The sequence below is a fragment of the Neobacillus sp. C211 genome (assembly GCF_051842875.1).
Lineage (GTDB): Bacteria > Bacillota > Bacilli > Bacillales > Cytobacillaceae > Neobacillus.
Genome location: NZ_JBPXRO010000014.1, coordinates 140,348 through 154,284, shown reverse-complemented (window position 1 = coordinate 154,284; position 13,937 = coordinate 140,348). Strand labels below are relative to the sequence as shown.

Sequence of the window (13,937 nt, the reverse complement as noted above, 5' to 3'; positions counted from 1 at the left end):
CAAATCCTATATATTAATAATATTATAATAAATTAACGCGGTGAATGGTTAAAGTTATTGTAGAAAATAAGAGGCTGTCGAAAGTTTCTCGACAGCCTGACCCTTGTAGCACAAGGGTTTTTCTTTTCTAACTTATGTGAAATGTTTGGATTTTCTAATATTTTGTCAATTGATTGACCAGGGAATTTTAACAATGTTATCATGTCTATGAAAGCGTTTTCGGTGAAGGGGGAGAAATTAATGGAAGATAAAGTTTTAAAAGCAATTCAGGATGATTATCCGGATGATTTCGCCTGGTGTTATGGCTGTGGTCGATTGAACGAAGGGGGACATCATTTTCGAACTGGCTGGCAGGGTGAACAAACAGTAACTAAATTCACACCAGAAGCAGAGCATCTAGCACTTCCAGGTTTTGTTTATGGCGGCATTGTTGCCTCGTTAATAGATTGTCATGGAACAGGGTCTGCTGCATTGGCGCTTCATCGAAAAAATGGACATGAAGCTGGTGATGGAGAGGAGACCCCAAGATTCGTAACGGCTTCCTTAAATGTGAACTTTCTCAAGCCCACTCCACATGGTATACCATTAAAAGCAATCGGAACTGTACATGAAATACACCCTAAAAAGTTTAAGGTTGAGACAGAAGTTTATGCGAATGATATTCTCTGTGCTCGTGGAGAGGTCGTCGCTGTTGTCATGCCTAAATCCTTTCTTAAATAGGTATTAAATATTCAGTTTTAGCCGGTCCTACTAATAGGAAACGGCTTTTTTTGCTTTATGAAGGTAACTCGAAATAAAAGTAAGGAATTCTACCATGTATTAAATCAAATTTAAAAAATCTATGTTAGATACCATTCCACATTTACAGAAAAACACAAAAAGGTATGCAATACTGACTTTAGAGTAATAAATTGTGACCCCATTTGTTAAAAAATAATGGGGCATTAATCTTAAAGAAGGGGGTTGGAGCCGAATGGTTCGTTCTATTGCTCAGTTTCTCACAATCTTAGTTATATATTTGATTGGAACAAGACTCGTTACTTGGCTTGATCTTCCTGTCCCTGGAAGTATTATTGGTATGGCGCTCTTATTCATTGCATTAATGTCAGGTGCTTGTAAGCTCAAATGGGTCGAAGCAGCCGCCCAGCTGCATATCAAACATATAACTCTTCTTTTTATTCCATTTATCGTTGGTGTTTGGCATTTTGCAGGGATTTTTAGAGTAGAAGGAATAAAATTAGCAATCATCCTAGCAGCAAGCAGCCTGGTTGTCCTACTTGTTACAGCTTTTATTGCTGAGTATTTAGAAACTAAAAGAAAAAGGAGTAAACAAAATGGGAACAATGATTTCTAATATATTGTTATGTACCAGCATTACTGTTATGAGTTATGCAGTAGGAAATAAGGTGTTTAAAACTTATAACAAGTCATGGTTAAATCCGTTATATACTGTAACAGTGTTCATCATTGGTTTATTGACGCTTTCTCATATACAAGTGGCCCAATATTCTTCAGGAACAGGTATATTTTCACTTTTATTAGGAACTGCAACTGTGTCCCTCGCTGTTCCCTTATATAGACATGTAAGAATTATTAGAAAAAATTTCGTAATTATTTTCTGGGCGGTTATGCCAGGCACATTAACTGGTGTAATTTCAATTGTCTTGTTGACGAAGTATTTGCACATGAATAAGGAAATTATGTTGTCGCTTATTCCAAAATCGGTCACTGCTCCCATTGCCTTATCAGTATCCCAGTCATTAGGGGGGATACCGTCACTAACGATTTTGTTTGTTTGTATTTCTGCAGTTTTTTCTTTAATGGTTGGGCCATTTCTTTTAAATATTACGCGGATTAGAAGCAGAATTGCTAAGGGATTAGCGTTAGGAACCTCAGCCCAGGCAATTGGTGCCAACCGTGCATTTGAATGGGGAGAAATAGAAGGGGTCATGGGGAGCATAGCGATGATTACCTCCGCATTGATCATGTCTATTGTGATACCCCTATTATTGCAGCTTTCCCTTTCTTAAACTAACTCAAAATACAAATTAATAAGTTCATTACCGACATCTTAAAAAAATTTTAATGAAAATGAAATATTTCTATCTGAAACCAAAAATACCCATCCGTCGTCAAATTAAATAGTAGCAGATAAATAAGGAGGCGAACGGGTGGAGGGGATTAGAAAAATGGCTGTTACCCTAGTGATTGTTTTGGTCATAGGATTTGGTCTAGTTGTCAGCAGATTTGGTTCTGCTCTTTTTCAGGAGGGAAATCCAATACCATTAATTATTTCTGCAATGAAGCTTCACTTTTCCGATTCAGAATTTGAGCTGTTCTCAAAAACAGAAAAACGAAGCAAATACTTGTCCGAAAGTAGTGGTAATAGCAGTTATAATGTTGTAAAAAAATATATGAAATTAAAAGGGTGGAAGTTTCAAGAACAAATGGGTAGAGGGTTAATATTTACAAAAAATGGCGAAGATGCAATCGTGGTGGTAAAACAATTTTCAAGCAATTATTTTATTTGGGAAATTCAGCAACACTTTTCAAATAATAAAAGCCTTACATAGTCAAAACAAACCCCTAATCCTTGGATTAGGGGTTTGTTTCTTCCGACTCTGTCACACTATAAAAAGCCTCGATCAATTCATTAAGCTGCCCTAGTTCTTTTTTCCAAAGTGATTCGGGGTTTTGCTTTAAGGATAATAGGGCACTTTGAATAAGAAACTTTCTTGGTGATTTTGTATGGATGATTTCTTCTTGAATAAAATCCAGAAGTTCATTGTATTTGTTTTGTTCTTCTACATCCTGAATGCTTTTCGTTATCGATGCCTTTAACGTTACCGCTATTTTCATCAACTGGGTGATTATCTCGTGATTGTTTGTTTGGCAGCCAGGGACCCATTTTTCTAAAGTATTTGGTTCTATTAATTGATCCCCTGATTCAGAAACCTCATCAACTATTTTAACTAATCGCGCGACGCTGTAGCGGACAACACTGCTTACTTTTTCTCCAGATTCATGGGCCATTCTATTGTATTGAACATTATATTGTAATATCCCTTGAAACATAATTGCACAATCTAATAGGAATGGTTTTTTCTCTTCGCCGAAGATGTCGATAAACCGATTGTAATACCAACGAAGTGAATTTAAACGAAGTCGTTGGATATATTGTTTGAGGTCGGCATCATTAGAGGACAATACTTCCTCGTAAAGGGCAATTAATTTATTTTTCCTATTAGAAATCATTTGCATTTCCACTTGCTTAATGAAAATTTCTATACTAGAAGGGTTTTGACCAATTAATAAATCGTTTCGATCCTTTTCCAGCTTCTTATAAATTGTTTTATAAATCGCGATTAATAATTCGCTTTTAGATGAAAAATAATTATAAAATGTTCCTTTAGAAATCCCGCTATAGTCTAAAATATCCTGAATAGACGTTGCTTGGAATCCTTTTTCGATGAATAATTGATGAGCCATATTTACTACATGCTGCTTTCGGTCATTCATAAAATCACCTTTATTTCCATTTGTACTATCAGTATAAAAATATAGTACATTATTTAAAGTATTATTACAAACCCATAATTTTGCAGGTTTTTTTAATTGCAAAAATTGAACTCTGCGTATATTATTATGTAAGTGTGAAACAGGTGTATAAAAAAATGAACATATATTATAGGGGGAAAATCAATGGATCAAACGATAAAAAAGACTGCTGGCCCACCGTATGGCGTTCTTGCCGTACTGATAGTCGGAGCTTTTATTGCATTCTTAAATAATACATTACTAAATATAGCACTACCTTCAATCATGACTGACTTAAAAATTGACCCATCAACTGGTCAATGGTTGATAACCGGTTTTATGTTAGTAAATGGGATTCTGATTCCATTATCAGCATTTTTAATTCAAAAATTTTCTGTAAGACAATTATTCCTAGCAGCCATGCTTTTATTTACGTTAGGAACTGTATTAGCTGGCTTTGCTCATTCCTTTCCACTATTATTATCTGGTCGGATGATTCAGGCTTCTGGGTCAGCGATTATGATGCCCTTGTTAATGAATGTAATGTTAACCAGTTTTCCAGTTGAAAAACGTGGATTAGCAATGGGGGTTTTCGGGTTAGTATTAATGTTTGCTCCGGCAATTGGACCGACTTTATCGGGTTGGATTATTGAACACTATGACTGGAGAATGCTCTTCCATTTTGTCACACCAATCGCGATTCTCGTCGTATTGCTTGGCTTTTTCTTACTTAAAGATAAAAAAGGTAAGGTTGATATTCGTCTTGATTTCTTATCTGTGGTGTTGTCAAGCGTAGGTTTCGGCGGAATACTTTATGGATTCAGTTCCGCTGGTAAAGAAGGATGGGATAGTCCGCAAGTTTATGGGACGCTTGCAGTTGGGCTCATTTCATTGGTAACATTTATTTTGCGTCAATTAAGACAAGAACGGCCACTTCTTAACTTCCGTATTTATAAATATCCAATGTTTGCATTATCTTCTTCTATATCCATGGTAGTTACAATGGCGATGTTTTCAGGGATGCTTCTTCTACCAATTTATGTCCAAAATGTCCGCGGGATTTCCCCGATAGATGCGGGTTTATTGTTGTTGCCAGGGGCAATTCTAATGGCCATTATGATGCCGATTACAGGTAAACTTTTTGATAAGTTCGGTGGTCGTGCTTTAGCTATTATTGGTTTATCTATTACAGTGATAACAAGTTATTTATTTAGTAAATTAACACTTGAAACCACCTATACACATTTAATTATTTTATACACGATCCGTATGTTTGGTTTTTCGATGGTAAATATGCCAATTACGACAAATGGCTTAAACCAGTTACCAGCACGGTTTTATCCTCATGGCACGGCGATGAACAATACGATGTCGCAGGTATCCGGTGCGATTGGTACAGCATTGTTGGTAACGGTGATGACAACCCGTGCAAAAACACATGCTACGGAACTAATTGAAGCAGCGAAAAAAGTTGTACCTAATCCGTCAGTAAAAATAACGGAAGCGATGCAATTAAAAATGCAGCATGATATTCAAATGAAAGCCATGTTAGAAGGAATTAATGACGCATTCTTTGTTACCGTCTTTATCGCTGGTCTCGCTTTGGTTCTTGCCTTATTTATTAAACGGGCAAAACAAGCAGAAGATCCAGGTGAGGTAAAACAGACCTCTCATAAGGTAAAAACGAAATTAGCGGAAAATTAAATAGCAATTAGAGGGGTGACTTTTATATAGTCACCTCTTTTTTTGGCAAAATAACATTATCACATTTGCTTTTTTACACATAAACACTCAATATTAAAATAGAAAAGTGAATCATAGGAGGACATTCCTGATGTTAAAAGACCAAATCAAACAGTACATATCTGAACAGCAAAATAACCCAAACGGCAATAGTATTACCATTTTTAAAGAAGAAAAAGAGTATCTCGAAAAAAATCAGCTGGGCGATAATATCCAATTTTCGGAGAAGGATGTTAGTGTGCGCTTTGCAGACGCCTACATTGAACGTTGTGATAAAGAAACAGAAAATATGCTAAAGAATGAATCGTCTTCATTCTTGACTCAGCCTCTCGATTACTTAAAAATGCATAAAAATGAATTTATTTACTTAGAGTCCAATTGGTTTGATTTAATTGGTGTTGAGGCTGTTTCATTAGAAGCGGATGATGTATTTGGGACATACGATGTAATGTTGGGATTAAAACTGCAAAAGAAATTTGAAAAAGCGTTAAAGGAAAATTTAAATAACCAATTACATGGGGATGAAGCAAAATTCGACTTAATGTTCAGCTTAGAAGATGGATTATGGAATTTGAATTTTGCCCTAAACTATATGGAAGGTTTTAACGAAGAAATATCCATAGGTGAGGCGTTCCAGCTCATTTATCGCTTTTTATTTCAGTTGGTTGAGGCCGTAGAAGGGGAAAGGAAATAGAAATACCCAAAAACGCATGGATGATTTTCCATCCATGCGTTTTATGATTCCTTTGCTTTAACTATATCGAGAGGAGAGATGGTAGAACATGCGAGTCATTTCCTTGTGCCCTAGTAATACTGAAGTCATGGAATATCTGGGTTTAACACACTTATTAGTAGGAGTTGATGACTTTTCCGATTGGCCAGCCTCAATCAAAAATCTACCAAAGTTAGGTCCTGATTTATCGATTAACATGGATCTAGTTGAACAATTGCAGCCTGATATGGTCCTTGCTTCTTTAAGTGTTCCAGGGATGGAAAAAAATATTGAGGCTCTAAAGAAACGAGATATCCCCCATCTTGTTTTAAATCCACAATCATTAACCGATATTGAAAACGATTTAATCACAACCGCTGGAGTTCTTGGCGAACAAGAACGGGGAGTGGAGGCGGCTCGGCAATTTCGTTCCCGGCTTGAAAAAGTAAAACAGCAGAGTGTTAATCAAATTTACCGACCACGTTTGTACTGGGAATGGTGGCCAAAGCCGATTTTCACACCAGGAAAAATAAATTGGCTCACGGAGATATCCGAAGCTGCTGGTGCAATGAACATCTTTCACGATATTGAATTGGCCAGTGTCCAAACGGAGTGGGAAGATGTAATAAGTCGCAAGCCCGATTTTATTTGTCTTGCTTGGGTAGGAGTGAGGAAAGATAAGATTCAAAAAAGCCTTGTTAAAAAGAGAACTGGATTTGAAGAACTAGGATTTAAAAGTGATGACCAGATTCTCATTCTTGAGGAAGAACTGTACTGCCGCCCCTCACCAAGACTACTCGATGGATTAGAAAGATTAGTAGATTTGATTCACTAGATTTAAATGACCACAGAAGCACTTTTTTTATTTTTGGATAAATGAAACAGACTTCCATTTTACAAAGGGATCGTAAATTTTCTCTGTACGTAAATGAAAAGGGAGGGTTTTACTCCCTCCCTAAGAATCAACTAAAATCCTGCTCTGTAATCGAAATTGCTGAACCCGTTGATGTGTGCTGGTTTACCCAGCCTAGCGAGGTTTCCGAGACATTAGTCCAATTGGGTATTTCTTCCTTATGCTGTTCAACCCAACTCATGCAGTACTGTGGGTCAATATTATAATCGAGGCACTGGGCTAGGAAAGATTGAATCGTTTCTTGGTTACAATTCTCCCATGAACCACAAGTATTACTCCACACATTCTCCATTTTCGTTTGCAGCGAAACATCATTAATAAAATTACTAAATTGGAAATCGTTAGGCATCCTTGTTCCTCCTTAAAAAAATTTTCACTTCCTCAGTATGTCCAAGGAAAAAATAATTGAACAAAAATAATTTATAATATTGACAACTTTATCGTGATCTTCCTTATTTACCTTATTGAATTTTGTATCTTCCTTTTTAGGGTAGGATACAAAGTCAAAAGTATACAACTAAGGATTAATATTCTTCATTATTCACGAGGATTGTGTAATAATCTTAATGATACCGATTTAATGAGATAAAAGGTTGGATCGTAAAGGGGATTAAATATGAAAAACAGCAAAAAAACGGCACTTGTTCTAGGTGCTAGCGGACTAGTAGGAAATGAATTAGTAAAAATCCTCATTCAACAAAAAAATTATGAAAAGATCCATATGTTAGTCCGAAGACCTATTGAAAGCAATCATCCCTCCTGTGAAGTGCATGTCGTTGATTTTGACAAGCTAGATACATACTCGAAATTATTTCAGGTAACAGATGTTTTTTGTTGTTTAGGGACTACTATTAAAAAGGCAAAAAGCAAGGAAGCTTTTCGAAAAGTAGACTATGAATATACGGTCGAGGCAGCAAAAATATCATCAAAAAGTGGTGTAGAGAAATTTCTCATAATAACAGCGATGGGGTCAAATTCTAAATCATTGATTTTCTACAATCAAGTGAAGGGACAAGTGGAGGAAGCTCTACGTAAGTTAATTATACCATCTGTTCATATTTTCAGGCCATCACTATTGTTAGGAGAGCGGACAGAGTTTCGTTTTGGGGAAAGAATTGCGGAAAAAGCAAGTGCCTTTTTAAATTTACTCATGGTTGGCGCATTACGGCCTTATAAAGCGATTGAAGCAAGGAACGTCGCAGCAGCAATGGCAGCCGTCGCCCAGACAGATAAAAGTGGTGTGAAAATTTATCCTTCACATGAGATTGAAAGAATTGCAAGAGAAAAAAATTAATACGATTTGAGAGGTTAGTGCAATGGAAAAGGGTTTAACTGGAAAGCGAGTCGTCATTTGCGGTTCGCGAAAAATAGAAGAAATAAGTACGATAATTGGAAAACAAGGAGGTGTTCCTCTAATCCGAACCCTTCAAGGGACTGTATTTCTAGCAGAAAAGGAAGTGGAACCTGATTTACGCGAATTTGTACAGAAAGGTGCCGATTGGGTGATCTTCACAACGGGGATTGGTTTTGAGACACTCGTGGAATTAGCAAAAAAGCTTGGATTAAAAGAGTCCTTTTTAAAGAACCTTCGTGAAGCACAGATAGGATCTAGAGGCTATAAAACCCTATCTGCATTAAAGAAATATGAGATTAAACCAATCGTGGTCGATGAGGATGGAACAACAAAGGGATTAGCTCAATCACTCGAAACCGTAGATCTCTCTGGAAAAAGAGTTATGTTGCAACTTCACGGGGAAACAGCACCAGTATTAACAAAATTTCTCGAAGATCGCGGTGCTATTGTCCAGAAGTTACTTCCATACCAGCACATAGCACCTGAAAAAGAGATGGTGGCAAGGTTATGTAATGAACTTCAGTCCGGTGAATGTGACGCGGTATGCTTTACTACAGCAACCCAGGTTCACTCGCTTTTTGACTATGCAAGAGAACATGAAATCTTGACAGACATCATTGATTCCTTCAAACAAAAAACAGTAGCTGCAGCCGTGGGAAAAGTAACCGCAGCAGCATTAAAAGAGCAAGGGGTAGAACGGATCCTTGTTCCTGAAAATGAGAGAATGGGAGCAATGGTTATCGAGTTGTCTAAATATTTTCAAAGTTAAACATAGCAGGGTGTACCTTCTAAAAAAGGTACACCTTTTTATTAAAGAGGTTCATTTCCTCCACATTCGTAGAAAATGTCGAGAAGTTTTTTACGATTATTTTATAATAAGTCAGTTTTACTTTGAAGGAAGATGCATTGTTAGGTAAGTAATACTTTACTGATTAGACATTTGAAAATGAACAAATAAAGCTTGTAAGATTAATTGACAATTCGATTTCTTTTTACAATATTTTTGGTATTATTGTGTTAAATTGAAAAAGTATTCAGAAAAGTGTACAAGAAATCTGCCCTCTGATATAACTATATCCAAAATTCCTTATCATTTCCAATTTTCATCCAACAACAATACTCCCCTAGGGTTTCATTCATAGTAAATTACTTTCTTTTTACATAATGATTAATTAAATGCTTGCATCAATTTACAGATTGTTAGGTGAAATGTCTAAAATCAGTCTGTAAAATTATAATAAGATGCAGAATTTTCTGCGAAGTAGATAATTGACTAAAGGAGTTGATCTCTTTTTGGTAATATCAGTTTATTAAAGCGCTTACATTTTTAAGATCAGCACTTAATTGATTTATTTATTCCATATGTATTGGCCATAAACCATTCATATAAGAAGGAGGGCTTCTCTTTGGCGAATGAAAAAATGCAGCGTATATCCTTATCTAATCTTGAAAAAAACTTTCTAGAGGTGGAGCAGGGACTGACAAACCAAGAAGCTGTTGAAGAATCCAATCGATGCCTCTATTGCTATGATGCTCCATGTATAAAGGCCTGCCCGACAGGTATTGATATTCCAACCTTTATTAAAAAAATTGCCTCAGGAAACTTACTAGGTTCTGCTAAAACAATCATGTCCTCAAATCCAGTTGGTGCAAGCTGTTCTAGGGTTTGTCCAACGGATGAACTATGTGAAGGAGCTTGCGTCCTAAATCATTCAACCAAGCCAATTATGATAGGCAATCTACAAAGATATGCTACGGATTGGGCAATGACAAATGAACAAGTACTTTTTCGACCAGGTCAATCGAATGGACGAACAGTTGCTGTCATCGGCGGTGGTCCGGCTGGACTATCGGCGGCAAGGGAACTGGCAAGATTAGGTTACGAGGTTACTATATTTGAGGGGACCGAGAAAGCAGGCGGCTTAAATACGTATGGAATTGTCTCTTTCCGTTTACCTCAAAGAATATCCTTCTGGGAAGTAGAGCAGGTTGAGAAATTGAATGTAACCATTAAAACGAACACAATGGTCGGCAAGGATATTTCAGCGGAAGAAATTACTGAAAATTTTGATTATGTAGTCTTGGCAGTAGGTATGGCACATGTTCCAAACCTGGGTGTTGAAGGCGAAAACTTAGCGGGTGTATTTGATGCGATTGAATTTGTCAAGGCAACAAAAAGTGGCCAGTTATCCGAAGAGTTTGTTGGAAAAAAGGTTGTCGTAATTGGTGCTGGGAATACCGCGATTGATGGTGCGACTTGTTCCGTTCGGTTAGGAGCTGAAAACGTCAAAATCTTATACCGAAGGACGGAAGAAGAAATGACGGCCTATGAATTTGAATATGATTTTGCCAAACAAGACGGTGTGGAATTCCGCTGGTTAACAGCACCAAAAAGGATTATCGGTGATGAAACCGGGAAGGTAACCGGAATAGAGTGTATCAAAATGAAACTTGGGGACCCAGAAAAAGATGGACGGCGCAGACCTGTAGCAATCGAGGGTTCCGAATATGTGCTTCCTGTCGATGCTGTGGTAAAAGCAATCGGGCAAACCAGACACCTGAAGTTAATTGAAGGGTTCAAACTTAGCCATGATGGCGGGGTTGTCAAGGTAGATAAAGAAACCCTCCAAACCTCCAATCCCAAAGTGTTTGCATGCGGAGATGTTGTGTTTGGTAAAGGGAATGGGGACGCCATGGTCGTAACCGCTGCGCAACAGGGAAAAGATGTGGCCTATTCCATTCATAAACAATATTCTTTTGTCGGAACGGCAAAATAACTTCTTATTTGATAAAAAGGGGAGAAAAATAGATGGCTGATTTACGTATTAATCTTGCAGGGATTAAATCTCCTAACCCGTTCTGGCTGGCTTCAGCACCGCCTACCAACTCTGGCTATCAGGTACAGAGAGCCTTTGAAGCTGGTTGGGGTGGGGCAGTCTGGAAAACATTGGGCGATCCTATTTTGAATGTATCATCAAGGTTTGCTGCAATTAGTTTTAACGGACAAAGGGTGGCCGGTTTCAATAATATTGAACTAATCACCGACCGACCTTTAGATGTCAATTTAAAAGAAATCTATGAAACCAAAAAGCGATTTCCTAAGCATGCGATCATTGCTTCGTTAATGGTGGAACCAAAGCAGGAAAAGTGGCATGAAATCGTTAAACGTGTGGAGGATGTCGGTGTTGATGGACTTGAGTTGAATTTTGGCTGTCCCCACGGGATGGCAGAGCGCGGCATGGGTTCGGCTTCTGGCCAGGTCCCTGCACTTGTTGAGCGTCAGACTTTTTGGGTGAAAGAAGTTGCTAAGACACCTGTTATTGTAAAATTAACGCCAAATATCACTGATATTACTGCAACAGCTGAAGCTGCTTGCAACGGTGGTGCGAATGCGATCAGTATGATTAATACGATTAATAGTCTCATGGGCGTCGACCTAGATTCTTGGAATACCATTCCACATGTGGCCGGGAAGGGAGCACATGGCGGCTATTGCGGACCTGCAGTTAAGCCGATTGCCTTAAATATGGTCGCTGAATGTGCTAGACATCCGCATATTAACGTGCCAATTTCGGGGATTGGCGGCATTTCCAATTGGAGGGATGCCGTTGAATTTATGTTGATGGGAGCGACAGGCGTTCAAATTTGTACAGCCGCAATGCACCATGGGTTCCGAATCGTTGAAGATATGATTGAAGGACTCAGCAATTATCTAGATAGTAAAGGAATTGCCTCTGTGACTGAAGTCATCGGAAAATCCGTGCCTAGATACTCGGATTGGGGCAACTTGGATTTAAATTACAATATCGTCGCAAAAATCAATTCCGATGTCTGTATCAATTGCAATAAGTGCCATATTGCCTGCGAAGATACCTCGCATCAATGTATCGATATGTTGAAGGACGCAAATGGAAAGAGCTTCCTCAAAGTGAGGGAAGAGGATTGTGTCGGTTGTAATTTATGTTCGATCGTATGTCCTGTAGATGGGGCGATTGATATGGTCGAAGCAGCAAGAGAATTGCCGCCGATGACTTGGAATGAACGACAGGCTGCCTTAAGTGGAGTTGTAGAATGTAAAGCAGATCTAACCAAGTAGAAGATTTGGAGGGAACAATTGATGAAAAAAATTATCAAAAACGGGACCATTGTCACGGCTGCAGACACATACCAAGCAGAAATTTTAATCGAAGATGGTAAAATAATACAAATCGGTACGAATCTATCAGCGATTGGCGCGGAAATAATCGATGCGAAAGGCTGTTTTGTTTTTCCAGGAGGGATCGATCCACACACCCATCTCGATATGCCATTTGGTGGAACGGTGACAAAGGATGATTTCGAATCAGGGACCATAGCTGCTGCCTTTGGCGGAACGACAACGGTTATTGATTTTTGCTTAACCAATAAGGGGGAGCCGCTGAAAAATGCGATTCAGACATGGCATGATAAATCACGAGAAAAAGCAGTTATTGATTATGGTTTCCACTTAATGATCTCAGAAATCAACGAGAATGTTCTCAGTGAGCTCCCTCAAGTTATTACTGAAGAAGGAATTACCTCTTTTAAGGTATTTATGGCTTACAAAAATGTATTTCAAGCGGATGATGAAACATTGTTCAAGACACTTATCTCTGCAAAAGAACACGGAGCCTTGGTCATGGTCCATGCAGAAAATGGGGATGTCATTGATTACTTAACGAAAAAAGCCCTTGATGAAGGGAAAACGGCACCGATTTATCACGCACTAACGAGACCACAGGAATTAGAGGGCGAAGCTACAGGCCGTGCAGCAAAATTCACGGGACTTGCCAATTCACAGTTATATGTAGTCCATGTCTCCTGTGCAGATGCAGTAGAACAAATAGCGATAGCCCGAAGCAAGGGCTTTGATGTCTGGGGAGAAACCTGTCCTCAATATTTAGTCCTTGATCAAAGCTATTTAGAAAAGCCTAATTTTGAAGGTGCTAAATATGTTTGGTCACCGCCATTAAGAGAGAAGTGGAATCAGGATGTTCTTTGGAATGCTTTGAAGAGTGGTCAATTGCAAACGATTGGTTCTGACCAATGTTCCTTTGATTTTAAAGGGCAAAAGGATTTAGGAAGAGATGATTTTACTAAAATACCGAACGGCGGTCCAATAATTGAAGATCGTTTGTCGGTTTTATTCTCAGAGGGGGTGAAGAAGGGACGGATTAGTCTGAATCAATTTGTTGATATTACCTCAACCCGCAGCGCAAAGCTTTTTGGCTTATTCCCAAAAAAAGGGACAATCACCATCGGTGCAGATGCAGACCTTGTTATCTTTGATCCGAATATCGAACGTGTGATTTCGGCCGAAACACATCATATGGCTGTTGACTACAATGCGTTTGAAGGTATGAAGGTAACCGGCGAGCCTGTTTCGGTGTTGTCTCGTGGGGAATTTGTTATTCGCGACAAGCAATTTGTTGGAAAACCAGGTTCTGGCCAATATTTGAAAAGGGAGAAATATAATAAAAATACACTAGTAAACCAAAATGAAACATTATCTATCTAGCTAATTATCTTAGCTTCACTTAAACACTAATCGAACTACTCCTATTTGCAATTGCTCAGATTTGCTGGGCAATTGCCTTATTAATTGTATGTTGACCGTTTGTTGAAATTGTCTAGTATTCTAGAAAATCAAACCGAAAACA

General features: G+C 38.3%; 14 protein-coding genes. 12 read left to right on the top strand and 2 right to left on the bottom strand.

Going from position 1 to position 13,937, the window contains the following annotated elements; genetic code table 11:
- The first annotated feature begins 240 nt into the window (after nucleotides 1–240).
- From ACSU6B_RS15240 to ACSU6B_RS15225, 4 genes are all read left to right on the top strand, one after another.
- Nucleotides 241–720 (top strand): PaaI family thioesterase, encoded by a 480-nt coding sequence (locus ACSU6B_RS15240; protein ID WP_215004433.1) that lies wholly within the window; start codon nucleotides 241–243, stop codon nucleotides 718–720.
- 253 nt (nucleotides 721–973) lie between these two features.
- Nucleotides 974–1,354 (top strand): CidA/LrgA family protein, encoded by a 381-nt coding sequence (locus ACSU6B_RS15235; protein ID WP_410886418.1) that lies wholly within the window; start codon nucleotides 974–976, stop codon nucleotides 1,352–1,354.
- A complete protein-coding gene (locus ACSU6B_RS15230; protein ID WP_410886416.1) occupies nucleotides 1,335–2,030 on the top strand; it encodes an LrgB family protein in 696 nt (231 codons plus the stop codon). Before ACSU6B_RS15235 ends, ACSU6B_RS15230 begins: the two co-directional genes overlap by 20 nt.
- 141 nt (nucleotides 2,031–2,171) lie before the next feature.
- Complete coding sequence (locus ACSU6B_RS15225) at nucleotides 2,172–2,573, top strand: hypothetical protein (RefSeq protein WP_410886414.1); 402 nt, start codon at nucleotides 2,172–2,174, stop codon at nucleotides 2,571–2,573.
- A 25-nt stretch (nucleotides 2,574–2,598) separates the two neighbouring features.
- On the opposite strand, the gene ACSU6B_RS15220 is transcribed toward ACSU6B_RS15225, so the two are convergent.
- Nucleotides 2,599–3,519, bottom strand: coding sequence for a TetR/AcrR family transcriptional regulator (locus ACSU6B_RS15220; protein WP_410886412.1), 921 nt, complete (start codon nucleotides 3,517–3,519; stop codon nucleotides 2,599–2,601).
- Nucleotides 3,520–3,702: 183 nt separating this feature from the next.
- On the opposite strand from ACSU6B_RS15220, the gene ACSU6B_RS15215 reads away from it, so the two are divergent.
- The 3 genes from ACSU6B_RS15215 (at nucleotide 3,703) to ACSU6B_RS15205 (ending at nucleotide 6,827) form a co-directional block, all read left to right on the top strand.
- Nucleotides 3,703–5,241 (top strand): DHA2 family efflux MFS transporter permease subunit, encoded by a 1,539-nt coding sequence (locus ACSU6B_RS15215; RefSeq protein WP_410886410.1) that lies wholly within the window; start codon nucleotides 3,703–3,705, stop codon nucleotides 5,239–5,241.
- A gap of 130 nt (nucleotides 5,242–5,371) precedes the next feature.
- A complete protein-coding gene (locus ACSU6B_RS15210) occupies nucleotides 5,372–5,974 on the top strand; it encodes a branched-chain amino acid aminotransferase (protein ID WP_410886408.1) in 603 nt (200 codons plus the stop codon).
- A gap of 88 nt (nucleotides 5,975–6,062) precedes the next feature.
- A complete protein-coding gene (locus ACSU6B_RS15205) occupies nucleotides 6,063–6,827 on the top strand; it encodes a cobalamin-binding protein (protein ID WP_410886406.1) in 765 nt (254 codons plus the stop codon).
- Nucleotides 6,828–6,954: 127 nt separating this feature from the next.
- Here ACSU6B_RS15205 and ACSU6B_RS15200 read toward each other — a convergent pair whose 3' ends face one another.
- Nucleotides 6,955–7,254 carry a hypothetical protein gene (locus ACSU6B_RS15200; RefSeq protein WP_215004417.1) on the bottom strand — a complete coding sequence of 100 codons (300 nt, stop codon included), beginning with the start codon at nucleotides 7,252–7,254 and terminating at the stop codon, nucleotides 6,955–6,957.
- 267 nt (nucleotides 7,255–7,521) lie between these two features.
- Between ACSU6B_RS15200 and ACSU6B_RS15195 the strand changes: the two genes are divergently transcribed.
- The 5 genes from ACSU6B_RS15195 to hydA all read left to right on the top strand — a co-directional run bounded on the left by ACSU6B_RS15195 (nucleotide 7,522) and on the right by hydA (nucleotide 13,795).
- Nucleotides 7,522–8,199 (top strand): NAD-dependent epimerase/dehydratase family protein, encoded by a 678-nt coding sequence (locus tag ACSU6B_RS15195; protein ID WP_410886404.1) that lies wholly within the window; start codon nucleotides 7,522–7,524, stop codon nucleotides 8,197–8,199.
- 22 nt (nucleotides 8,200–8,221) lie between these two features.
- Nucleotides 8,222–9,028: a uroporphyrinogen-III synthase gene (locus tag ACSU6B_RS15190; protein WP_410886402.1), complete on the top strand. Its 807-nt coding sequence runs from the start codon at nucleotides 8,222–8,224 to the stop codon at nucleotides 9,026–9,028.
- Nucleotides 9,029–9,680: 652 nt separating this feature from the next.
- A complete protein-coding gene (locus ACSU6B_RS15185) occupies nucleotides 9,681–11,036 on the top strand; it encodes an NAD(P)-dependent oxidoreductase (protein ID WP_410886432.1) in 1,356 nt (451 codons plus the stop codon).
- Nucleotides 11,037–11,068: 32 nt separating this feature from the next.
- The gene (gene preA, locus ACSU6B_RS15180) at nucleotides 11,069–12,355 is read left to right on the top strand and encodes an NAD-dependent dihydropyrimidine dehydrogenase subunit PreA (RefSeq protein WP_410886400.1); all 1,287 of its coding nucleotides are present in this window, start codon (nucleotides 11,069–11,071) and stop codon (nucleotides 12,353–12,355) included.
- 21 nt (nucleotides 12,356–12,376) lie between these two features.
- Nucleotides 12,377–13,795, top strand: a complete 1,419-nt coding sequence (hydA, locus tag ACSU6B_RS15175; protein WP_410886398.1) for a dihydropyrimidinase — start codon at nucleotides 12,377–12,379, stop codon at nucleotides 13,793–13,795.
- Nucleotides 13,796–13,937: the final 142 nt, after the last annotated feature.